We start from the raw sequence: 22,181 nt of genomic DNA, 5'->3' as shown, positions 1-22,181 counted from the left end.
CGACGCGGCCTCCACCAGAAGGCCGCGTCGCTGCTAACATATTTCCGACTTAAAACGTCACACGCGCAACTGGTTATAATCGCCGAGGCTCAAATCATCGGGCGTGCCGGTCACGCTGGCAAAGTTGCCAATCATTGAATTCGTGATAACCGCATTCAACACCGAAGCCGACTGCTGCACAATGGAGTTCGACAGGCGCGAGTCGCGCACGTTGGCGTGGGCACCCAAGCTCACGTGCGGGCCCACCACCGAGTCGGTAATCACCGCGTTTTCGCCGATGTACACTGGCTCCAGCAGCACCGAATTGGTGATAATGGCCGATTCAGCCACCAGCGACTCGCCGCGCTCCTTCAGGTACTCCAGGTAACGCTGGTTGGTGAAAACGGTGGCATCCTTGTTGCCGCAGTCGAGCCACTCGGTCACGCGGCCGGGCACGAACACCGTGCCTTTGTTCTTCATGTTTTCCAGGGCATTGGTGAGCTGGTACTCGCCCTTGTCCATGATGTTGTTGTCGAGCAAATACTGCAGCTCGGTACGCAGGTACTCCCCATCCTGGAAGTAGTAGATGCCGATGATGGCCAAATCCGACACAAACGTCTGAGGCTTCTCCACAAAGTCAGTAATACGACCCTGCGCATCCAGCTTCACCACACCAAACGGCTTGGGGTCGGCCACCTGCTGCACCCAAATAGTGCCGGGCACGCTGGAATCCAGCGTAAAGTCAGCTTTGAACAGCGTATCAGCAAAAGCCACTACCAACGGCCCAGTCAGGGATTCCTTGGCGCACAAAATGGCGTGGGCCGTGCCCAGCGGCTCGTCCTGGTACACAATAGTGCCCTTGGCTCCCACCGATTCGGCAATTTTCACCAGGCTTTTTTCTACCGCCTCGCCGAAGCGTCCGATGATGAAGGCCACTTCGTCAACCGGCTCGCCGCACACTTTGGCAATGTCCTCCACCAAACGCTGCACAATGGGCTTGCCCGCAATCGGAATCAAAGGTTTGGGAACGGTGAGCGTGTGGGGGCGCATGCGCTTGCCCATGCCGGCCATCGGGACGATTATTTTCACAGCAGAATTATTAAAGATTAAGGTTTGTGCTTGAAGGAAATGGGATGTGAAGACCCGGGATTTAACCGATTCCCGTGCTTCCATACCCGCCCGCGCCGCGTTGGGTTTCGCTCAGGGCCTCGACGGGCTGCCACGTTATGGTTTCGTGTTTGGCAACTATCAGTTGGGCAATGCGTTCGCCGTCATTCACCACAAATGGCTCGTTGGATAAATTCACCAGCAGCACCCGGATTTCGCCGCGGTAGTCGGCATCAATCGTGCCCGGGCTGTTTACCAGCCCGATGCCGTGCTTCACGGCCAGGCCGCTGCGGGGCCGCACCTGGGCTTCGTAGCCCACCGGAATTTCCAGGCTCAGGCCCGTGGGAATGAGCTGCCGTTCCAGCGGCCCCAACGTCACAGGGCCGTCGGGCAGGTGGGCGCGCAGGTCGAGGCCCGCAGCGTGGGGTGTTTGGTACGCGGGCAGCGGGTGGCGCGAATGGTTGAGGACGGGAATGTGCATGACAAAAAACGTGGACGAGGAATAATTCAGACGGGCAAAGATATAAACGTTCCTATACTGACCAGCTTACCGCTAACTTCCGGCCGAAGCTACCGCCCGCCGGGGCCGCTCCACCAGCCACAACGCCGCCAAAAACACCAGCGTCAGGCCCGCGTGCCAGGCGTGGCGGACCCACCAGTCGGCCACGGTCACGCCCCAACCCAGCGCCACCAGCGCCGAGGCAAATAGCAGCCACAGCCCCAGCCGCAGCGCCGGGTAGGGCACCGGGAAGTGCCGCTCGCCCAGCCGCCAGCACAGTATGGCCATCATAAAGTAGCAGGCCAGCGTGGCCAAGGCACAACCCAGGTAGCCCAGTACCGGAATCAACAGGAAGTTGAGGGCAATGGTGAGCACCGCGCCGCCGGCCCCGATGTAGGTGCCGTAATACGTTTTGTCGGTGAGCTTGAACCAAACCGACAGGTTATAGTAAACACCCAGAAACAGGTTAGCCAGCAGCAGAATAGGCACCACCACCAACCCCTGCAAATACTCGGGCCGCCGCAGAAACAGCTGCCCAAAGTCCTCCACATTCAGGCTGATACCCACGAAAATCACGGCGCAGCACAGCGTGAACCACTTCAAAATCATGGCAAACGTAGCCGGCGAGTTCTTCTCCGTGCTTTGGGCGAAAAAAAACGGCTCGGCCGCGTAGCGGAACGCCTGAATGACCAAGGACATAAAGATGCTCAGCTTGTAGCAGGCTCCGTAGATGCCCACCGCCGTGAGACTGCTCTGGCCGGGATAGAAGTTATCCGGCAGCCACTTGGGCAGTAATATGCGGTCCAGCGTCTCGTTCACCATACCGGCCAGTCCCATCAGCATCAGCGGGTAAGCGTATTGCAACAGCGGTTTGAGAAACGCCAGGTGCAGCCGGAAGCGAAAGTCCAGCAGTTCGCGCCACAGCAGGAGCAGCGTGAGGCCGCTGGCAAACAGATTCGACAGAAATACATAGCCCACGCCCACCGTGGGGTCATACACTTGCGCCACCAACGGCTGCAGTCCCGGCAGCCACTTGCCATTGGCCACGGCCGGGCACAGCACGATAAAAAACAAGTTCAACGCCACATTGACCACGATGCCGGCCAGCTTGATGCCAGCGAACTTGCGCGCCCGGTTTTCTAGCCGCAGCCGGGCAAACGGAATGGCCGTGAGCGCATCCAGCCCCAAAATCAGCGCTACCCAGATGGCATACCGCTCATTTCCTGCCGGAATTTCCAGCAGCCCCAGCAGCGGGCGGGCCAGTAGCATCAGCCCGGCCGTGAGCACGACAGTGCTGAGCAGCAGCAAGCTCAGCGTGCGGTCGTACAGCTCCTGCCGGTCGGTGCCCGGCCGGTTAGCGAAACGAAAATACGTCGTTTCCATGCCGTAGGTAAACACCACGTTCAGAAACGACACGTAGGCGTACAGCCCCGTCACCACCCCGTACTCAGCCGCCGCAAAAGCACCCGTATATATGGGTACCAGCAGGTAGGTGAGCACCCGACCCACAATGCTGCTGATGCCATACACGGCCGTCTGCGAGGCCAGTTTCTTTACTACACTCATTCTGAACCAATTAAAAATTGAGAATTAAAAATTAAAAGATGACCCAGCGAATGGGTATTCAGCAGCTGTTCTGCTCTTTTTAATTTTTAATTATTCATTTTTAATTCCCTTCACTTACCCGTGAATACCGCGGCGCGCTTCTCCACAAAAGCGGTGGTGCCTTCCTTAAAGTCATGGCTCTCGAACGCTTGCCCGAAGGCTTTCACCTCAGCCGCGTAGCCATCTGCATCCTTGGCATAGTGCGCATTCACGCATTCCAGCACCATGCCCACGGCCAGGGGAGCTTTGCCCAAAATCTTGCCTAGCAGCTGCTGGCAGAACGGCAGCAGCTCGGCCTGGGGCACCACGTGGTTCACCAGGCCCAGACGCAGGGCCTCGTCGGCCTTCATCATGTCAGCAGTCAGCAGCAGCTCAATGGCTTTGCCCTTGCCAATGAGTTGGGGCAGCCGCTGCGTGCCGCCGTAGCCGGGTAGCAGGCCCAGGTTCACCTCGGGCTGGCCGAAGCGGGCGTTGTCCGAAGCCACGCGCATGTGGCAGGCCATGGCCAGCTCGCAGCCGCCGCCCAGCGCAAAGCCGTTCACGGCCGCTACCACAGGCTTGGTGCTATCCTCAATTCGGCAGAAGGCTTCCTGACCATACTCCGCAGCGCGGACCGCCTGCGTGGGCGTGAGGGCGGCTAGCTCGGTAATGTCTGCGCCGGCCACAAAGGCCTTTTCGCCACTGCCCGTCAGGATAATACCCCGCACCTGCGGCTCATCCAGCGCCCGCTGCATAGCCATGTCGATATCGGCGATAGTGGCCGCGTTCAGCGCGTTGAGCTTGGTAGGCCGGTTGATGGTGATGGTGAGAATGCCGCTGGCGGCATCCAGGTCGTAAAGCAGATTTTCGAAAGAAGCAGACATAGAAAAAAACGGCCCCGCGTAAGGCTGGCCCCGCCAAAGATAGGACACGCGCCCGGCGGTGCTGGTCGGGCCAATATCATAGTTTACCGCCCGGCAGCCTCTGTTGAACGAAACCGCCCTAATCCCTCCAGTCTGAGCAACCAATTTTACATGGGCGTTAACGCATCCGGCTCTTGATTTAGATACCTGGCTTTAGCGCCATGCCTCGTATTCTTTCACCTTTTAACCCTTTGCCGCAATGGGATTTGTTTCCGAATTCAAGGAGTTTATCGCCAAAGGCAACGTGCTCGATTTAGCCATTGGCGTCATCATCGGCGCGGCTTTTGGCAAAATCGTCACCTCCCTCACCGACGATATTATCATGCCCGTCATCGGCCTGGCGCTCGGCAAAGTCGATTTCGCCAACCTGTTCATTGCCATGAACGGCCAGCACTATGCCACCATCGCAGAAGCCAAAAAGGCGGGAGTTGGCACCATCAACTACGGCCTGTTCCTGAATGCACTTATCAACTTCCTCATCATCGCCTTCATCATTTTCATGATTGTGAAGGCAGCCAACAAGCTGAAAAAAGCCCCCGTAGAAGTGGTGGCCGTGGCCCCGCCCCCCACCACCGACCAGCAGCTACTCATGGAAATCCGGGATTCGCTGCGCACCGGCCGCGTTTAAGCTCCCGCACCGCTTGGCCAGCAGAAGCCGTTGTTTACCGAGCATTAGGCCGTAGTTCTGTCTACTTTGCTTCAAGTCTTCGTTTTATTGAAGGCAGGTAAGCAGTCGATACAAAATAAGTTGCAAACTTAGGAGGCGGCTTACCGGAAACGGGCGCATATTTCCCGCCCGTTTTGAACCACCCAATTCTCCCATTCGTTAGGACACGACTACCTACCCCCCTTCCCCTTTCCAACTAACATGAAAATAGTACTTGCCGCCGCGCTGCTGAGCGCCTTGAGCCTTGGTACCGCCCACGCCCAAACGGGCCCGGCCTTCCCCACGCCCGGCCAGGGCAGCAGCGAAGCCGGCGCACGCCGCAACACCGGCAAAAACGCTGAGGAGCTGGCCCGCAACCAACGCCGTGCCGCCATGAGCCCCGACGAAATCAAGCGCGATCAGCAGGTTGACTTGCTTGAGGCCCGCACCGGCAACACCAGCTTCGGCGGCCGCAACGGTACGCTCGAGCGCCAGTTCGATTCCAACCGCAGCGGCAAAGGCTTCATGGTCCGCAAGTTCAAGGCCCAGCCCGGCAAGCCCGGCTACGCCCAGCAGCGGCGCGGCATGAGCCACCCGATGGGCGGCTCCAACCCTGCAGGCAAGCCCCTAGTGCACAAGCATAAAAGCAATAAGAAGTTTCTGTTTTTCTAATCCCGATTTAACTCGGTTTCGCATTGCCCGGCCTGTTCTTCAGGCCGGGCTTTTTCGTGGCCGCTGTCAATGCTCTCCCAAGCTTTCTTAACGGCAGTTCGCCGCCTGATTTCCTTACCTACCACCAGCAAAAAACCCCGCCTGCGACGCAGGCGGGGTTTTTTCAATCTTGCGGTTACCCCGCAATTCGCTACACTTACAGCGTCCGCTTGATTTCCTTCTCTTCGAAGCCCTCAATGTTGTCGCCTTCCTGCAACTCGTTGAAGTTCTTGATTGAGATACCACATTCGTAGCCCTGGCGCACCTCATTCACATCGTCTTTGAAACGTTTGAGGTCTTGGATTTCGCCAGTGTGGAGCACGATGCCGTTGCGCACCACCCGCACGCGGGTTTTGCGTTGGAACTGGCCTTCCGTCACCATACAGCCGGCAATGGAACCGACCTTGGTGATGTTGAACACCATCCGGACTTCGGCGTTGGCCGTCACCACTTCCTGCACCGTTGGGGCCAGCATACCTTCCATGGCATCCTTCACCTCATTGATGGCGTTGTAAATGATGCTGTAGAGACGAATATCAATCTGCTCTTGCTCGGCCAGCTTACGGGCACTCTGCGAGGGCCGCACCTGGAAGCCGATGATGATGGCGTCGGAAGCCGAAGCCAGCAACACGTCGCTTTCTGAGATGGCACCCACTGCTTTCGAGAGGATGTTCACCTTCACTTCCGGCGTGCTCAGCTTGAGCAGGGAGTCGGAAAGTGCTTCCACCGAACCGTCCACGTCGCCCTTCACCAAGATGTTGAGTTCCTTAAACGAACCGATGGCCAAACGACGACCAATCTCGTCCAGGGTGATGTGCTTCTTGGTCCGAATGGTCTGCTCGCGGGCCAGCTGCAGGCGCTGGGTAGCAATTTCGCGGGCTTCGCGCTCCGTTTCCATTACCTGGATACGGTCGCCGGCCTGCGGGGCACCGGTCAGGCCGAGTACCTGCACGGGCGTGGCCGGCGGTGCGGTTTTCATTTTCTTGCCGCGGTGGTCCGTCATGGCCTTCACTCGGCCAAAGTGCGGGCCAGCGAGAATGATATCGCCCACGTTCAAGGTACCGGTTTGCACCAATACAGTGGTCACGTAGCCGCGGCCCTTATCGAGCGAGGCTTCAATGACGGTACCGATGGCGTTGCGGTCGGGATTGGCTTTCAGGTCGAGCAGTTCGGCTTCGAGCAGAATCTTCTCCAGCAAATCCTCAATGCCAATGCCCGATTTGGCCGAAACCTCCTGGCTCTGGTATTTACCGCCCCACTCTTCCACCAGCACGTTAATCTGGGAAAGCTCCTCGCGGATTTTCTCGGGGTTGGCCGAAGGCTTGTCAACCTTGTTGAGGGCGATGATAATCGGCACCCCAGCCGCTTGCGCGTGGTTGATGGCTTCCTTGGTTTGGGGCATCACCGAATCGTCGGCCGCCACTACAATGATGGCAATGTCCGTCACCTTGGCACCACGGGCACGCATGGCCGTAAAGGCTTCGTGACCTGGCGTGTCGAGGAAGGTGATGGCCTGGCCCGACTTGGTACGCACCTCGTAGGCACCAATGTGCTGCGTGATGCCACCGGCTTCGCCTTTGGCCACACTCGCGTCGCGGATGTAGTCAAGCAGCGAGGTTTTACCGTGGTCGACGTGACCCATGATGGTTACGATGGGAGCGCGGGGGCGCAGGTCCTCTTCGTTGTCGCCGGCATCGATGCTGATTTCTTCCTCTTCTTTCGAAAGGAATTCGACATCGAAACCGAATTCATCGGCAATCACCGTAATAGCCTCAGCATCAAGACGCTGGTTGATGGATACGAACATGCCCATTCCCAAGCACACCTTGATAACCTCGTTCACGTTCACGTCCATCAGCGAGGCCAGGTCATGGGCCGAGATGAATTCGGTGAGCTTGAGGATTTTGGCGTCGAGCTCGTTCTGCGCGCGCAGGGCCTCGCGGTCCTCGGCCAGCATGCTCCGCTTGTCGCGGCGATACTTGGCGCGGTTCTGCGTGTTGCCACCCTTGTTGCCGCCGAGCTTAGCCAACGTAGCCTTAATCTGCTCCTGAATCTGCTTTTCAGCCTGTTCAGGGGTGAGTGCAGGAGCGTTAGGTTTGGGAGCGGACTGGCCACCGGGGCGCTGACCAGGACCACCGGGGCGCTGGCCAGGACCACCCGCCGGGCGGTTGCCTTGGTAGCCGCCACCCTGGCCGGGCGCACCCGCCGGGCGGTTGCCTTGATAGCCGGGGCTGGGCGGGCTGGTAGTGCTGCCAGCAGGACCAGGCAGACGCGTGCGCTTCTTCTGGCCGGGGCCAGCGGGCAGGCCGCGCTTGCTCACATCCGAAGATGCAATGGGGCGGGGGCCACGGCCACCCGGCCCACGCCGGTCATTGTTGATGGAGGACAGGTCAATCTTGCCTAGCACGGTCAAACCTTTCAGCGTGTCCGATTTAGCAACGATGGTGCTGGTGTCTTCAGGAATAGCAGGAGCGGCTTCGGCTGGCGCGGCAGTGGGAGCGGCGGCAGCCGGGGCAGCAGCCACCGGAGCCACAGGAGCAGCCGGGACCGGAGCGGCAGCGAGGGGTGCCGGAGCAGCCCCCACCTTAGCAACAGGCTGAGCAACCGGAGCTTGAGGCGCAGGAGCAGGCACCGCAGCAACAGGGGCTTCCACCTTGGGCGCGGGTGCGGCCGGAGCTTCTACTTTGGGTGCAACGGGAGCCACCGGAGCCGGCGCAGCTACTGGCGCAGCAGCAACTGGCGCTTCTGCTTGTTTGGGCTTGGGCGGCACAACGCGACCTTTGCTGTCCAACTCAATCTTGCCCATCACCTTCAGGCCCGGTACGACGGGTACTTCGGCAACAGGAGCGGGAACCGGAACTGGTGCCGGAACCTCCACCTTGGGCGCAACGGGAGCAGCAGCCACCGGAGCGGCGGGAGCCGGAACCGGAGCGGGCGCCGCTGCTACCGGCGCAGGGGCCGGAGGAGCGGACACTGGCTTAGCGGCCGGAACCGCTGCCGGAGCGGGCCGATGAACTGGCGCAGCAGGTTTGGGAGCCGCATCAAGGTCGCTCTGGCGCTTGGCCTGAATGACTTTCTGCGCCTCCTGCCGGTCATGAGCAGAGGATGCGAACTCCTTCTCAAGCGAGGCCACTTGCTCACCGGTGAGCTTGGTGGTCGGCTTGTTCTCTACTTGTATACCTTTCTTGGCCAAGGCTTCTACCACCCTGTCCATTCCAATATTCAGGTCTTTGGCCGCCTGTTGTAGCCGTTTCGGGGTTGCTTCCGCCATTCTAATCTTTTCTCGCGTACGATACGCTTCTAAGTGCAAAGGTATTACATTAAATCTTGCCAGCAGGGTGCAAACCGTGCCTACTGACACGATTTATTACCCTTGCCGTACCGGCCGCGCGGCCGTCATTGGGCTGGCTCGGCGGGAGAGCTTGCGCCCGCTTCCTCAGTCGTTGGTTTGTTTTCGTCGGTAGCTTCGGTTACCAACGGCGTGTGTTCGGGAGCCGTTTCGGTGGCCGAAGCGTGCGTCACGGCCGCTTCCTCATCGGTAGCAGCATCATCTTTAACCGTTGCATCGGTCGTGGTGCGGGTTTTGGCAGCTTCCAAAGCACTGTCGTCGAGGTCCTCGTCGTCGGCAAATTCCTGGCGGATAACGCGGTATACATCGTCCACCATTTCTTCTTCGAGCTCGGTACGACGCACGATATCGTCCTTCTTCACGGCCAGTACGGCGCGACCGGTATCCAAACCGATTTTCTTCAGCTCGGCCAGTACCCAAGGCTCGATTTCGTCCTGGAACTCGTCCAGCGAAATGTCTTCCTCGTAGTCAATGGCTTCGCGGAACACGTCGATTTCCATGCCCACCAACCGGCTAGCCAACTTAATGTTGGCGCCGCCCCGGCCGATGGCCAGGCTCACCTGGTCAGGCTTCATGAACACCGAAACCCGGCCACTCTCCTGGTTTATCTTCATAGAACCCACCTTGGCCGGCGATAGTGCCCGCGCAATGTAGAGTTCCAGGTTATCCGTGTAGTTGATGATGTCGATGTTCTCGTTTTCGAGCTCACGCACCACCGGGTGAATGCGGCTGCCCTTCATACCCACGCAGGCACCCACGGGGTCGATGCGTTCATCGTAGCTTTCTACGGCTACTTTGGCGCGCTCGCCGGGCTCGCGCACCACGTTCTTGATGACGATGAGGCCATCGTAAATCTCGGGTACTTCCAACTCGAACAAACGCTCCAGGAATGCTGGCGCAGCGCGGGAAAGGATAATTTTCGGCGTACCGTTAATCACCTCCACGCGGTGCACCACGGCCCGCACGGTGTCACCCTTGCGGAACCGGTCCTTGGGAATTTGCTCGCCCTTGGGCATCACCAGCTCGTTGTCGTCCTTGTCCATGATGAGGGCCTCGCGGCTCCATACCTGGTACACTTCGCCGGTCACGATTTCACCCACCTGGTCCTTGTACTTCTGGTACAGGTTGTCGCGCTCCAGGTCCTTCACGCGCTGAATCAGCGTCTGGCGGGCCATGAGCACGGCCCGACGGCCAAAATCCTCCAGCTTCACGCCTTCGGCTACGGACTCACCTACTTCAAAATCAGGCTCGATTTTTTGGGCATCGGTGAGGGTGATTTTGTCGTGGTCCCAGATGTCCTCGGAGTTGTCGTCCACGATTTCGCGGTTACGCCAGATTTCCAGGTCGCCGTTGTCGGGGTTGATGATAACGTCAAAGTTTTCGTCCTGGTCGAATTTCTTGCGAATCATGGTGCGAAACACGTCGTCCAGGATGCTCATCATCGTGGGCCGGTCAATGTTCTTGCTCCGGGCAAATTCGCCGAAGGATTCAATGAGTTCGTGGCTATTCATAAATCACTGATTTTTCGGATTTTAGCGGATTTCACGGATTTTGTGGACGATTGGCGGATGTAACAGAAACAATGGAGAAGAGAACGGGGAAAGTGCCGTCTACAAAATCCGTGAAATCCGTTTAAATCCGAAAAATCAGTGATTATTATTTGAAGGAGATAACAACCGTGGCTTCCTGAATTTCCCCGAAAGGATAGAAGGCGGCGGGCAAGGTCGTTTTCTTGGTTTTTTGTTTGATAACTTCTTCGATTTCTACGCCTTCGGGCGTGGCAGCGAGCAAGGTACCGGTCTTTTCGGTGCCGTCGGCCAGCTTCAGGGCCAGCGAGCGGCCGATGTGGCGCGGGTACTGGCGGGGGTCGGTGAGGGGCTGGTCGGCACCGGGGCTGGTGACTTCCAGGGAGTAGGCCGAATCCTCGCCGTAGTGCTCGTCGATACGGCGAGCCAGGCGGCGGCTGATGGTAGCGCAGGCCTGAATGGCCAGGCCCTCGGGGCCGTCGAGGGTGACGGTCACCTTCGGCATCACCGAATCGGAGACGGTGAGGCCCACGATGAACAGCTCTTGGTCGCCGATGGCGTCGCGGAGCATTTCCAGCAGCAAGGTGCGGTCGAAAGACATGGGAGAATCAGGGCAAAAAAAGAGGGGACTATGCGTCCCCTCTTTGCTAAAGCGAATACTAACTTCGGGTGCAAAGATACGACAAGCGGCGGCGGAATGCAAGACGCGGACCGGTGGGGTGCCCGGGCCGGGGCGGGGCACCCCACCGGTCCGGTATTTTGCGGACTTTACAACCTTGGGCGGCTGCGGCAGGTTTTCGGGCGCAGCCGTTGCGTTCGTCTCTGGTTTCAGCTTCACCTATTTACGCTTTGCTCCCATGAAAACCATCCAACTGTTCCGTTACCTCGCCCTTGGACCGGCCGTGGTGCTGGCCGCCAGCGCCAGCTACGCCCAGAATGCGCCGGCCACGCCGAAACGTATGCTTCCGCCGAACCCGCAGTCGCGGGCGCTTATTGCGGCCAAACCCAGCCCCGCCGCCACGGCCACGGGCAAGGTTGGCGCTTCGGGTGTGACCGTGACTTACAGCAGCCCGGCCGTGAAGGGCCGCCCCATCTGGGGTGGGCTGGTGCCGTATGGCCAAGTGTGGCGCGCCGGAGCCAACGAGGCAACCACCGTAGAATTCAGCAAGGCCGTGACGGTGGAAGGCAAGGCCCTGCCGGCCGGCAAATATGGCTTCTTCGTGATTCCGACCGAGAAGCAGTGGACCGTCATCCTTAATAAAGTGCCGAACCAGTGGGGCGCTTACGAGTACAGCGAGAAGCAGGATGCGCTGCGCGTGATGGTGACGCCGCGCAAGGCCGCTAGCATGGCCGAGCGGCTGGTGTACGAGGTGAAACCGACCGGCCTGGTGCTGCGCTGGGAAAACCTGGAAGCCCCGATTGCCATTAAGTAACCGGCCCCGAAGCCACTGTACCGCTGCGGGCGGCCCACCCAGGGCCGCCCGCTTACTTTTGCACCCACCCCGAATCCTAAACCTCATGGAGTACAAACTCACCCAATACAGCCACGGCGCGGGCTGCGGCTGCAAAATCGCCCCGGCCGTGCTCGACCAGATGCTGCACACCAGCATTGCCCAGCCGCACCACGACCAGCTATTGGTGGGCAATGCCAGCCGCGACGACGCTGCGGTGTACGACATCGGCGGGGGGCAGGCAGTGATTTCGACCACCGATTTTTTCATGCCCATCGTGGACGATGCCTACGATTTTGGGCGTATTGCCTCGGCCAATGCTATTTCGGATGTGTACGCCATGGGCGGGCGGCCGCTGCTGGCCATTGCCGTGCTGGGCTGGCCCGTGGACAAGCTGCCGCCCGAAGTAGCCCGCCGCGTGCTGGAAGGGGCCCGCAGCATCTGCGCCGAAGCCGGCATTCCGCTGGCGGGCGGCCACAGCATCGACTCGCCGGAGCCCATTTTTGGACTGGCCGTGACGGGCATGGTCGACATTGTGGACCTGAAGCAGAACGACACGGCCACGGCCGGCTCGGAACTGTTTCTGACCAAGCCGCTGGGCGTGGGCATTCTGACCACGGCGCAGAAAAAAGGTATTTTGCGGGATGAAGATGCCAGCATTGCGCCGGCCCAGATGATGCAGCTCAACAAGATTGGCGCGGAGCTGAGCAAGCTGCCCGCCGTGACGGCCCTGACGGATGTGACCGGCTTCGGCCTGCTCGGGCATTTGGCCGAAGTATGCGAAGGCAGCGGCCTGACGGCGGAAATCGACTTCAGCAAAGTACCCCGCATTGCGGCAGCCGAGGCGTACCTCAAGCAAGGCAGCGTGCCGGGCGGCACGGTGCGGAACTGGACCAGCTACGGCCACAAGGTGAGCGCCATCAGCGACGAGCAGCGCAACTGGCTCTGCGACCCGCAGACTTCGGGCGGCCTGCTGGTGTGCGTGGCTCCTGAGGGCCGGGCGGCGGTGCAAGCCGTGTTTGAGAAGCACGGGCTGGCGCTGGAAAGCTTCGGGCGGTTGCGAGCCCACGTGGAAGGCGAAGCCTGGGTGCAGGTGGGCGCGTAATTCGGCTCCGTAGTTCCACTCTATGAAGTCTGCCATTTTTCGTCCGTTGCTCGAAATAGCGGCGGTGCTTTTTCTGGTGCTGGGGGCGGCGCGCTGGGTCACGGGGCTCTTTTCGAAACGTACGCACGTGTACCAAACCACGGCGGCACGGCAAATGCGGCTGCTGTTTTGGCCATTGCTGGCGCTGGGAGCCGGGCTGAGCGTGGTACCGGCCGTGGCCATGGGCGGCGAGCCGGCCGCCAGCACCTTCGTGTGGCTGCTGACGGCGGGCTTCGTGCTTTTCACCCTGCTGCTGAGTGGGCCGGCGCTGCTGCTGCACCTGCGCTACTGGACACTGAACCACGAAACCACGCTGGTTTTTCAGCCGGCTAATAACCTGTTGGAAGTGTACGAGGCGGGCCAGCGCGTGGCGTTTGAACGCCGCGATTTGGCCCGCATAGAACGGGTGACCTGCCGGGCGCGCCGCAGCTTTTGGGCACGCTACGACTACCTGCGCCTGCACCTGCAGGACGGGCGGACAGTGGTGCTCACGTCCCTGCTCACTGATTTGGAGCCGCTGGCAACCTTCCTGCGCAACGTGCCCACCGAACGGCGCGCCGTGGCCTGGTGCTGGGGGTAGCGGTTTGGGCCGGCGCTAGGGCCGGCGGTGGTATAGGTTGGGCGTGCTGGTGGGCTCGTAAGGACCGAAAACACCCGGCAGCAACTGTTTCAGCTGCGGCACCTGGTTGCTTTGGTCGAGGAGGTAAGCAGGAGGTGCGCTGCCCATTTTTTCGGCTACCCGCACCACCGCGGCATACTCAGTAAGATGGCCAAAATCAATCTGCGACAAGTTCCAGTCCAGGTAGGGCGTGGCGGGGCGATTGTAGAAATAGGCGCGGTCATCGGGACCGAGAATAAGTAAGGTCTGGCCGCGCAGGGTAGCGTAGCGCGGGTCGGGCAGTAGGCCAAACCGGCTTTCGGCGGGCATGTGCAATAAGGCTTCGAGGCGCGGCACGTGGGCCCGGAAGCGCAGCACCACCACCGCGTTGAGGATGAGCAGCAGCAGCAGTTCCAATAGCAGGGGCCGCTGGTAGCGCTGCCACAAAAACAGACTAAAGTAGGCCAGTGGTGGCAGCAGCAGCACCAACACACCCGGCGCTCCGCCGCGCTCCACGGCCGCCGTAGCAAAGGCCACCGCCAGCCACACCAGCATTAGCTGCCGAAACTTAATTTGAAACACCAGGCCCAGCGACGTACCCAGGGCGCGCACCAAAGCCAGCGCCAGCACCACGCCGGGCACTATCAGCAGGCGTAGCTGCAGGCCGGCGGGCAGGCCGCTGGCAATCAAATCGGTGAGGCCCGGTTGCAGGTGAAACTGCGCGAAGCCCGGTAGCGCCCCGGTATAGAAAAAGAACGTGGCGACCAGCGCATACGGAAAGAAAAACCCGCACAGCAGCAGCAGCGAGCTCCGAAAGGAATTGGCCGCAAAAATCACCACCGCAAACAGGGCCACCAGCACAAACAAGCTCAGCGGCAGGTAGCACAGCCCGCCGACTCCAATCAGGAACCCGGCCCGGAACAGGCGGCGGTTGTCGTAGCCCTCGCGGGAGGTGGGCAGCAGCGCACTCAGCGCAAACACCACGAAAGTGTGCCCCAGCAGCAGCGGCGACAACGCATCCAAATCGGTGCTCACGCTGCCCACCAGCAGGTAAGTAAGGGCCGCGATGTAGCCGCGCTCCGGGTGCACGTCGTAGCGGTTGAACACCAGGTTTAGGCGCAATGCCTGCGCCAGCAGCAGCAAGAGCGCCACCATCCGGTAGAGCCACACCGGCCGTGAGAGCACGGCATCGAGGGTGGCGAAGAAGGCGGCGGACAGCGGCGCGGTGCCGTCGTAGAGGTCACGGTAGGGCATGGCCCCGCCGTGCACCCGCTCGCCCACCAACAGGGCCCGCAGCTCGGCGGCCGTCACGGGCAGGCCCAGCCAGAGCAGCGGCAGGCGCAGGGCCAGCACCAGCAGCAGCAGGGCCAGCAGCTGGGCCGGCAGGGAGCTTTTGAAAAAACGAAGCACCTACTAATTAATTAGAAACAGGAATGACGGGATGTGGCAAAGGTATTGGTCCGGCCGCCGTCCTTAGCCCCTTGCCCTGATTGCGTATGCCCTTAATGCGTATGCCCTTATTGCCGAAGCCGTACCTTTGCCAATCATATGGAAAGCAAACGACAACAAAAGATGGCCAGCCTGCTCCAGCAGGAGCTGGCCGCCGTGCTCCAGCGCGACCTGCCGCACCTCTTTAACGGTGGGCTGGCCCCGAGCATCAGCATGGTGCGTGTGACGCCCGACCTGGGCCAGGCCCGGGTGTACCTCAGCCTGCTGCTGGGTAATAACGCCACCGACCGCCTCGAAATCATCAAGGACAACGCCAAGGAAATTCGTCATGCCCTAGCCAAGCGCATCCGCAAAACGGCCCGCGTGGTGCCTGAGCTCATCTTCTTTCACGACGACAGCGCCGCCTACGCCGCCCACATGGACCAGGTGCTCGGCACGCTCGACATCCCGGTGGCGCCCAAAGAAGAGACCGACGAGAACGCAGACAAGCCCGCCCGGCCCCGGCTATTTAACAATGAGTAGCTGAGCGAGGGAGTGACTGAGTGCCGTTCATTTTTTGAAAATCACTTCGTCGCTCCCTCACTCAGCTATCCCCACTCCGTCACTCCCCCACTCCGTCACTCTCTTGTACTACGACCCGATTAAGAAAACGCTCGGCCAGGTTTTCAACCGCACGCCGTGGCTGCGCCGACTGTTTTATTACCTGCTCGACCTGCTGCTGCTCCGCACCTGGCACGTGCACCGGGAGCTGCGCCGCTGGGCCAAAGGCCGCACCCAGGAACCCCTGAATATCCTCGACGCCGGCTCCGGCTACGGCCAGTACACGTACTGGATGAGCGGCCTGAGCCCGAAGTGGAACATCCTGGCCGTGGACGTGAAAGAGGAGCAGGTGGCCGATTCCAATAAGTTCTTCCGGCAAATTGACCGCAAGAACGTGCAGTTTGCCGTGCAGGATTTGGTGCTCTATCAGGAGCCGAATTCCTTTGATTTGGCCCTGTCGGTGGACGTGATGGAGCACATTCTGGAGGACGTGGAAGTGTTTCGCAACATCCACGCCTCGCTCAAGGACGGCGGCATGCTGCTGATTTCGACCCCCAGCGACCAGGGTGGCTCCGACGTGCACGACGACGGCGAAACCAGCTTTATCGAGGAGCACGTGCGCGATGGCTACAACATCCGCGAGATTCAGCAGAAGCTGAGCACGGCCGGTTTCGAGCGCATCGAAGCCCGCTATGCCTACGGCGAGCCGGGCCAGATTTCGTGGCGGCTGAGCATGAAATACCCCATCCTGATGCTGGGCAAGTCGCGGGCCTTTTTTATCCTGCTGCCGCTGTACTACGCCATCACGTTTCCCTTCTGCCTGCTGCTGAACTGGCTCGATGCCCGCACCACCCACGACTCGGGCACGGGCCTCATCGTGAAGGCCTGGAAATAAGCTGCGCCATACGCAGCGGGACGAGCGGCTACAATCGGTAGCTTTACCGGGTAATAGTCAACCCTAAATTGTCCTCCCGCGTAATCTCCCAAACTTTTTAGGTGAACGTTCCCCTCCTCATTTCCCGGCGCTACTTCCGTTCCAAGAATAAGCGCAACATCATCACCATCATCTCCAACATTTCGATGATTGGGGTGGCGGTGGGCACGGCTGCGCTGATTATTGTGCTGTCGGTGTTCAATGGGCTCGAGGACTTGGTACGCACGCTCTACGGCAAATCGGACCCCAACCTGGTGATTTCGGCCACCAAGGGCAAGGCCTTCGACGTGAACCGCACCTTTCTGATGAAGCTGGAAAACACGCCCGGCGTGGCCCTGCTCACCGAAGTCATCGAGGACAATGCCCTGCTGCAATACCACGACCGCCAGATGGTGGTGAAAATGCGCGGCCTCTCGGACAACTACTTCGGCCAGAGCCAGATTGACGCCAACATCCGCGAGGGCGACCACCGCCTGCGCCGCGACAGCCTGGAGCTGGCCCTGGTGGGCGCCGGCGTGCAGCACGAGCTCAGCATCACGCTCAACAACCGCCTGGCGCCCATGCGCCTGCTGTACCCGCGCAACACACCCGGCAAAAAAACCCTGCAAATGAACCCCGACAAGGCGTTCAACGAGCAGGACCTGATTGCGGGCGGCGTGTTCCTCATCGAGCAGCACATCGATGACAGCTATATTTTCGTGCCCCTGTCCTTCGCCCAGCGCCTACTGGGCTACACCACGCGCCGCACCGCCCTCTACGTGAAGGTGGGCGAGAGCTTTGTGATAGAAGACGTGAAAATGCAGCTTCGCAAGCAGCTCGGGCCCGACTTCAAAGTACAGGATTCTGATGAGCAGCACGTCAGCTTGTTCAAGGCCATTAAAGTGGAGAAGCTGTTCGTCTTCATCACGTTCACGCTCATCTTACTTATTGCCTCGCTCAACATCTTTTTCTCGCTCTCGATGCTGGTCATCGACAAGAAAAAAGACATCGCCGTGCTGATGGCGATGGGCGCAAGCCGGGAGAAAATCCGGAATACCTTTTTACTCGTGGGGGCTATTGTGGCCTTTGTAGGCGCAATTTTGGGCCTGATAGCGGGCGTGTCGCTGTGCTGGCTGCAGCAACGTTTCGGCTTTGTGAGCATGGGCATGGCCACGAGCGTCGTCGACGCTTATCCGGTAAAAATGCAGGTTTCCGACATCGCGTTTACGTGCGCGTCCATCATTTTTATCACGCTGGCCGTAAGTATCCGGCCGGCCCTGAATGCCAGCCGGCTGGACCTGCGCGAGAGCTTATAACGGGGGCCTGTAAGCTGCTCAGTTATAGCGTAGGCCAGCAATGACGGACAATTACTGAGAAGAATCATCGTGCCTGTTTCGCCTTTCAGCCCTACCTTGCGCTTTAGGCGTGCCCGGCTATGAAAGTATCTACCGCAGAACCATTTCAAATCATCTACTCGCTGTTTGAGCACGAGTTCCTGGGCCACCTGTTCGCGGCCTACGTGGTTCAGCTAGGCCCGCGCGAGCAGCTGACGCTTCAGCACCAAACGGTTTCGGGCAAAAACGCGCACGAATTCGCGGACAGCCTCGATGCTACGGACTTCGAGCTGGTGGAGCTCTGCGACCAGATTCAGCAGGAGGCGGTGATGAAAGAGTTCTGGCCCCGTAAGATTGCCACGGCCGAATTCTTCCTTAAAACCTACAACGCCGAAAAGGGCGACAAACCGCTCCAGGAGGTCATTGCCAAGCACGTGCAAACGCGCATGGCGGCCATCCTGGCCCGCTTGGCCGGCAAGCGCGTGTTCATCATGGGCCGCGATGGCGAGCCAACCTGGAAGGAAATTGGCCTGGCCCCAGCCAAGGCGTCCATCCTGTTCCACTTCCGCCGCAACGAGGAAGGCACGCACTACTTCCCCACCATTCAGTACCAGGGGCAGCGGCTCGATTTTCAGTACAAAGACGCGCTGCTGGTGTGCCTGCAGCCCGCCTGGCTGCTGCTCGGCGACTTGCTCTACTCCTTCCGCACCGAGGTGGACGGGCGCAAGCTCTTGCCGTTTCTGAAGAAGAAATTTATCGTGGTACCCCGGCAGGTAGAGGAAAGCTACTTTCAGAAGTTCGTGGCCCCGCTCATGGAATCGTTCGAGGTCCACGCCCGCGGGTTCGATATCCGGTCGGAGCGCTACGTGGCGCGGCCCCGGCTCACGTTCAGCGATGCGCTGCCGGTAGTGGCCACGCCCGAAGCCCCCGTGCGGCCACCCGGCCCGCCGCGTCGGGGCCGCATTCCGCTGCCCAAACCCGTTGTACCCCTGCTCACGGGGTCCGAAACCGAGCAGATTCACTTCGAGCTAAGTTTTCGCTACGGCCCGCATCTCATGCCGCTGGGCACCAACAAGCCGGTGAGCGTGCACCTGGAAAAGACCGCCGACAGCTACGTATTTCACCGCCTGCTGCGCAACCCGGAACAGGAAAGCGCCACCGTAACGGAGCTGCAAGAGCGGCTGCTCACGGTAGAAAACGGCTACGCCACTCTGCCCAAAGGCGAAGCCTTTAAATGGCTGCACGACAATACGCCCGCCCTCACTGAGTTGGGCTACACCGTAGAAGCAGCCTCCAGCGCTACCAAAAGCTATTTTATCGGGCCTACCAGCGTGCGGGTGGGCATTCAGGAAGCTGGCGACTGGTTCGATGTGCGCGGCACGGTGCATTTCGGGGATATTGAAATTCCGTTTATCCGGCTGCGGGGGCACATTCTGCAGCGGCGGCGCGAGTTCAAGCTGCCCAACGGTCAGATTGCCATCATCCCCGAGGAGTGGTTCACCGATTACATGGAGCTTTTCGCCTTTGGCGAAGAAACTACCGAGGGCCTCAACCTGCGCCGCCACCACCTCGCCCTGGTGGCCGACCTGCAAAGCAACGAGCTGGCCACCGTGCGCATGAGCCGCAAGCTGGCCAAGCTGCGCGATTTTGCCGAGGTAGAAGACCATCCCCTGCCCAACGGCTTTATGGGCGAGCTGCGACCTTATCAGAAGGCGGGCTACAACTGGCTGCGCTTCGTGCAGGACTACCATTTTGGCGGCTGCCTGGCCGACGATATGGGGCTTGGTAAAACCATTCAGACGCTGGCCATGCTGCAGCACCGCCGCGAAAGTGGGGAAGCTCAAGGAGCTGCCTCGTTATTGGTGCTACCTACTTCGTTGGTATTCAACTGGGTGAACGAAGCCCGCAAGTTCACGCCCGAACTGCGGGTGCTGGCCTACACCGGCACGTACCGCGACAAAAACCCCGACCGTTTCGGCGACTACGACGTGGTGCTGACCAGCTACGGCATCGTGCGCCTCGATACGGAGCTGCTGGTGAGCTACCGCTTCGACTACGTAATTTTGGACGAGTCGCAGGCCATCAAAAACCCGTCGAGCACCACTTCGCAGGCGGTGCGCCAGCTGCGCTCCAAGCACCGCCTCATCCTCACGGGTACGCCGGTGGAAAACAGCACCATGGACCTCTGGTCGCAGATGTCCTTCATCAATCCCGGCTTGCTGGGCACGCAGGCCTTTTTTCGCAAGGAATTCCTCAAGCCCATTGAGAAGCACCAAGACGAGGGCCGTACCCGGCGGCTGCACGCCCTTATCAAGCCATTTATTCTTCGGCGGCACAAAGCCCAGGTAGCCAAGGAGCTGCCAGCAAAAACGGAGCAGCTCAGCTACTGTCAGATGACTGAGGAGCAGGCCCACGCCTACGAGGAAACCAAGAGTTTCTACCGCAATAAAATCCTGCGGAACCTGGATGAGCACGGCCCGGCCAGCACGCAGTTTTTGCTGCTTCAGGGCCTCACACGCCTGCGCCAGATTGCCAACCACCCCCGCCTGGCCGACGAAACCTACACCCACGAATCGGGCAAGCTGCGCGAAGTACTGCGCATGATTCGCAACGTGGTGGCCGAAGGGCACAAAGTTTTGGTATTCAGTCAGTTTGTGCAGCACCTGGCCCTGGTGCGCGCCGCCCTCGATGAGCGGCAGCTGGCCTATGCCTACCTCGATGGCGCAACCCGCGACCGGCCCGCCGAAGTAGCCCGTTTCCAGGAAACCGAAGACCTTAAAATCTTCCTCATTAGCCTCAAGGCTGGCGGTGTGGGCCTCAACCTGACGGCGGCCGACTACGTCTTCATCCTCGACCCCTGGTGGAACCCCGCCGTGGAGGCCCAGGCCGTAGACCGCGCCCACCGCATTGGCCAGCTGCGCCCGGTGTTTACCTACAAGTTTATTACCCAAGGCACGGTGGAGGAGAAAATCCTGGCCCTGCAACGCCGCAAGTTAGCCCTGGTGAGTGAGCTGATTGCGACCGATGAAGCCGTCATCAAGAACCTCACGCGGGAAGATATCGAGGAGCTGCTCGGGTAGCAAGCCGTTCCTTTTACTTAGCAATACGGGCAGAGCAACCGCACTATGTGGTGGGCTGGCAAAGTGCTGCTAGGAGGCGTTCGAGAAAGGGTTCGTCCCAGGCCAGTCGCTTGCGTTTGTTTTTGATACTGCGCTTGGACGGGTCTTGTTTGAGCAGGTTGAGGGCCATTTTGCGGACCAGGGTCAGGTTTTGGGCGGCGTGGTGGTGGCGCAAGAGGTGGTCGTCTTCGCCGAAGGTGACGTCGAGTTGCCAGTGCAAGGCGTTTTCGATGGCCCAGTGGCCGCGCACAAACCCGTCAGCCTGGGCGGGCGTGAGCGCCCGGCTGCTGATGTAATACCGCTGCTGAACAGCGGGTTGTCCCTCGCTCGGGTGCCGGCTCGTTTCCACCCGCACCAGGGTTTGCAGCCCCGGCCAGCGGCCCTGCTCGTCCACCCAACGCAGGTCGGATTGCGTCCAGACCCGGTAGCGCACCGGGCTGCCATCGCCGGCGTAGGCCCAGCGCGTGTGGGCCTGGCGGTCGGGCAAGGCGGCGGTGTGGCGCTCGGCCTCGGCCAGCAGCGTGGGCTGGTTGGCTTTGAGCCCGAGCAGGTAGTCGCCGCCTTGTTTCGTAATCTGCTGGGCAACATGGGGTTGGCAACTCAGCGCATCAAGGCTGACCAGCGCCCCGCGCAGGTCGAGCAGGGCCAACAGGTCCGGCACGGCCCCGAGTTCGTGGCCTTTGCCCTGTCCGGCCACTTGCCCCAGGCTCAGGCCCGAGCCACTGGCCACGGCCGACACGACGTGCAAGGGCTTGGCCCCGCTGCCGCGCAGGGTTTTGCCATCCACGCAAAGTTGGCCCGCCGCTTCGGCCGGCAGCACCTCTTGCATCCAGGCCATAAAACAGGCGTTGAAGCGCGTGACGTCCAGCTTTGCAAACACGCGCCGGTACGTATCGACCGCGGGCGGGCCAGCGGGCAAGGGCAAGTAGCGGCGCAGCAGGGCTTCTTTTTGCTGCCCAAACAGGGTGATTTCTTCGAAGTCGTCGGCTCCGCAGAGTGTGGCCAACACGCTGATGGCGAGGATATCCACCAGAAAATAACGAAAGTTTTTGTTCTGGCGGCGAAACTCCGGAATTTCGGCCAAGTGCGATTGCAGCGACATGGGTAAAGCGGGGGGTGAACCGAAATGTACTCCCCGTCCGCATAGTGCGGTGCATCTGGCAATACGGGTATCAACGAACGCACTTCGGGCAAGTCCTTGGCGCGGCACAACGCATTGCCATTCGCAATGCGCTGTAATCCTTATCCTATGTTCAGACACGACCTCTTAATTTAGGTCAATGAAGGAAAGGAGTGGAGTAAGATTCTA

General features: G+C 60.2%; 17 protein-coding genes and 1 pseudogene. 9 read left to right on the top strand and 9 right to left on the bottom strand.

Annotated elements, in window-relative coordinates:
• Positions 1–57: 57 nt before the first annotated feature.
• From IEW17_RS17465 to IEW17_RS17450, 4 genes are all read right to left on the bottom strand, one after another.
• Complete coding sequence (locus IEW17_RS17465; RefSeq protein WP_188563345.1) at positions 58–1,068, bottom strand: sugar phosphate nucleotidyltransferase; 1,011 nt, start codon at positions 1,066–1,068, stop codon at positions 58–60.
• Between the two features lie 61 nt (positions 1,069–1,129).
• Positions 1,130–1,567: a dUTP diphosphatase gene (gene dut, locus IEW17_RS17460; protein WP_188563344.1), complete on the bottom strand. Its 438-nt coding sequence runs from the start codon at positions 1,565–1,567 to the stop codon at positions 1,130–1,132.
• Positions 1,568–1,639: 72 nt separating this feature from the next.
• Complete coding sequence (locus IEW17_RS17455; RefSeq protein ID WP_188563343.1) at positions 1,640–3,151, bottom strand: oligosaccharide flippase family protein; 1,512 nt, start codon at positions 3,149–3,151, stop codon at positions 1,640–1,642.
• Positions 3,152–3,261: 110 nt separating this feature from the next.
• Positions 3,262–4,053: an enoyl-CoA hydratase/isomerase family protein gene (locus IEW17_RS17450; RefSeq protein ID WP_188563342.1), complete on the bottom strand. Its 792-nt coding sequence runs from the start codon at positions 4,051–4,053 to the stop codon at positions 3,262–3,264.
• 238 nt (positions 4,054–4,291) lie between these two features.
• Here IEW17_RS17450 and mscL point away from each other — a divergent pair, with 238 nt between their 5' ends.
• Entirely contained in the window at positions 4,292–4,720 is a 429-nt protein-coding gene (gene mscL, locus IEW17_RS17445; RefSeq protein WP_188563341.1) for a large conductance mechanosensitive channel protein MscL, read from the top strand.
• 240 nt (positions 4,721–4,960) lie between these two features.
• On the top strand, positions 4,961–5,410 hold the full coding sequence (locus IEW17_RS17440) for a hypothetical protein (RefSeq protein WP_188563340.1): 450 nt from the start codon (positions 4,961–4,963) through the stop codon (positions 5,408–5,410).
• 196 nt (positions 5,411–5,606) lie between these two features.
• On the opposite strand, the gene infB is transcribed toward IEW17_RS17440, so the two are convergent.
• The 3 genes and pseudogenes from infB to rimP all read right to left on the bottom strand — a co-directional run bounded on the left by infB (position 5,607) and on the right by rimP (position 10,925).
• Positions 5,607–8,720 carry a translation initiation factor IF-2 gene (gene infB, locus IEW17_RS17435; protein WP_188563339.1) on the bottom strand — a complete coding sequence of 1,038 codons (3,114 nt, stop codon included), beginning with the start codon at positions 8,718–8,720 and terminating at the stop codon, positions 5,607–5,609.
• 356 nt (positions 8,721–9,076) lie between these two features.
• A pseudogene (gene nusA, locus IEW17_RS17430) lies at positions 9,077–10,309 on the bottom strand (transcription termination factor NusA); the annotation flags it as partial.
• Between the two features lie 145 nt (positions 10,310–10,454).
• Entirely contained in the window at positions 10,455–10,925 is a 471-nt protein-coding gene (rimP, locus tag IEW17_RS17425) for a ribosome maturation factor RimP (protein ID WP_229749095.1), read from the bottom strand.
• A gap of 256 nt (positions 10,926–11,181) precedes the next feature.
• Between rimP and IEW17_RS17420 the strand changes: the two genes are divergently transcribed.
• The 3 genes from IEW17_RS17420 (at position 11,182) to IEW17_RS17410 (ending at position 13,499) form a co-directional block, all read left to right on the top strand.
• The gene (locus tag IEW17_RS17420; protein WP_308420632.1) at positions 11,182–11,757 is read left to right on the top strand and encodes a DUF2911 domain-containing protein; all 576 of its coding nucleotides are present in this window, start codon (positions 11,182–11,184) and stop codon (positions 11,755–11,757) included.
• An 85-nt stretch (positions 11,758–11,842) separates the two neighbouring features.
• Complete coding sequence (gene selD, locus IEW17_RS17415; RefSeq protein ID WP_188563338.1) at positions 11,843–12,880, top strand: selenide, water dikinase SelD; 1,038 nt, start codon at positions 11,843–11,845, stop codon at positions 12,878–12,880.
• Between the two features lie 22 nt (positions 12,881–12,902).
• Positions 12,903–13,499 (top strand): PH domain-containing protein, encoded by a 597-nt coding sequence (locus tag IEW17_RS17410; protein ID WP_188563337.1) that lies wholly within the window; start codon positions 12,903–12,905, stop codon positions 13,497–13,499.
• A gap of 15 nt (positions 13,500–13,514) precedes the next feature.
• On the opposite strand, the gene IEW17_RS17405 is transcribed toward IEW17_RS17410, so the two are convergent.
• A complete protein-coding gene (locus IEW17_RS17405; protein WP_188563336.1) occupies positions 13,515–14,927 on the bottom strand; it encodes a hypothetical protein in 1,413 nt (470 codons plus the stop codon).
• A 138-nt stretch (positions 14,928–15,065) separates the two neighbouring features.
• Between IEW17_RS17405 and IEW17_RS17400 the strand changes: the two genes are divergently transcribed.
• From IEW17_RS17400 to IEW17_RS17385, 4 genes are all read left to right on the top strand, one after another.
• Positions 15,066–15,488, top strand: a complete 423-nt coding sequence (locus IEW17_RS17400) for a ribosome-binding factor A (RefSeq protein WP_188563335.1) — start codon at positions 15,066–15,068, stop codon at positions 15,486–15,488.
• A gap of 103 nt (positions 15,489–15,591) precedes the next feature.
• Positions 15,592–16,401 carry a class I SAM-dependent methyltransferase gene (locus tag IEW17_RS17395; protein ID WP_188563334.1) on the top strand — a complete coding sequence of 270 codons (810 nt, stop codon included), beginning with the start codon at positions 15,592–15,594 and terminating at the stop codon, positions 16,399–16,401.
• Positions 16,402–16,502: 101 nt separating this feature from the next.
• On the top strand, positions 16,503–17,735 hold the full coding sequence (locus IEW17_RS17390) for an ABC transporter permease (RefSeq protein ID WP_188563333.1): 1,233 nt from the start codon (positions 16,503–16,505) through the stop codon (positions 17,733–17,735).
• A gap of 119 nt (positions 17,736–17,854) precedes the next feature.
• Positions 17,855–20,833, top strand: coding sequence for a DEAD/DEAH box helicase (locus IEW17_RS17385; protein ID WP_188563332.1), 2,979 nt, complete (start codon positions 17,855–17,857; stop codon positions 20,831–20,833).
• Positions 20,834–20,876: 43 nt separating this feature from the next.
• Here IEW17_RS17385 and IEW17_RS17380 read toward each other — a convergent pair whose 3' ends face one another.
• Positions 20,877–21,974, bottom strand: a complete 1,098-nt coding sequence (locus IEW17_RS17380) for an ISAs1 family transposase (protein WP_188563331.1) — start codon at positions 21,972–21,974, stop codon at positions 20,877–20,879.
• Positions 21,975–22,181: the final 207 nt, after the last annotated feature.

The sequence above is a fragment of the Hymenobacter frigidus genome (assembly GCF_014640435.1).
GTDB lineage: Bacteria > Bacteroidota > Bacteroidia > Cytophagales > Hymenobacteraceae > Hymenobacter > Hymenobacter frigidus.
The sequence above is the reverse complement of the archived record's forward strand: the minus strand, read 5'-3'. Positions and strand labels throughout refer to the sequence as shown.

Coding starts and splice junctions, on each gene's coding strand:
- dut (WP_188563344.1), bottom strand. CDS start 1,567: ATGCACATTCCCGTCCTCAACCATTCGCGCCACCCGCTGCCCGCGTAC.
- IEW17_RS17455 (WP_188563343.1), bottom strand. CDS start 3,151: ATGAGTGTAGTAAAGAAACTGGCCTCGCAGACGGCCGTGTATGGCATC.
- IEW17_RS17450 (WP_188563342.1), bottom strand. CDS start 4,053: ATGTCTGCTTCTTTCGAAAATCTGCTTTACGACCTGGATGCCGCCAGC.
- mscL (WP_188563341.1), top strand. CDS start 4,292: ATGGGATTTGTTTCCGAATTCAAGGAGTTTATCGCCAAAGGCAACGTG.
- IEW17_RS17440 (WP_188563340.1), top strand. CDS start 4,961: ATGAAAATAGTACTTGCCGCCGCGCTGCTGAGCGCCTTGAGCCTTGGT.
- infB (WP_188563339.1), bottom strand. CDS start 8,720: ATGGCGGAAGCAACCCCGAAACGGCTACAACAGGCGGCCAAAGACCTG.
- rimP (WP_229749095.1), bottom strand. CDS start 10,925: ATGTCTTTCGACCGCACCTTGCTGCTGGAAATGCTCCGCGACGCCATC.
- IEW17_RS17420 (WP_308420632.1), top strand. CDS start 11,182: ATGAAAACCATCCAACTGTTCCGTTACCTCGCCCTTGGACCGGCCGTG.
- selD (WP_188563338.1), top strand. CDS start 11,843: ATGGAGTACAAACTCACCCAATACAGCCACGGCGCGGGCTGCGGCTGC.
- IEW17_RS17410 (WP_188563337.1), top strand. CDS start 12,903: ATGAAGTCTGCCATTTTTCGTCCGTTGCTCGAAATAGCGGCGGTGCTT.
- IEW17_RS17400 (WP_188563335.1), top strand. CDS start 15,066: ATGGAAAGCAAACGACAACAAAAGATGGCCAGCCTGCTCCAGCAGGAG.
- IEW17_RS17385 (WP_188563332.1), top strand. CDS start 17,855: ATGAAAGTATCTACCGCAGAACCATTTCAAATCATCTACTCGCTGTTT.
- IEW17_RS17380 (WP_188563331.1), bottom strand. CDS start 21,974: ATGTCGCTGCAATCGCACTTGGCCGAAATTCCGGAGTTTCGCCGCCAG.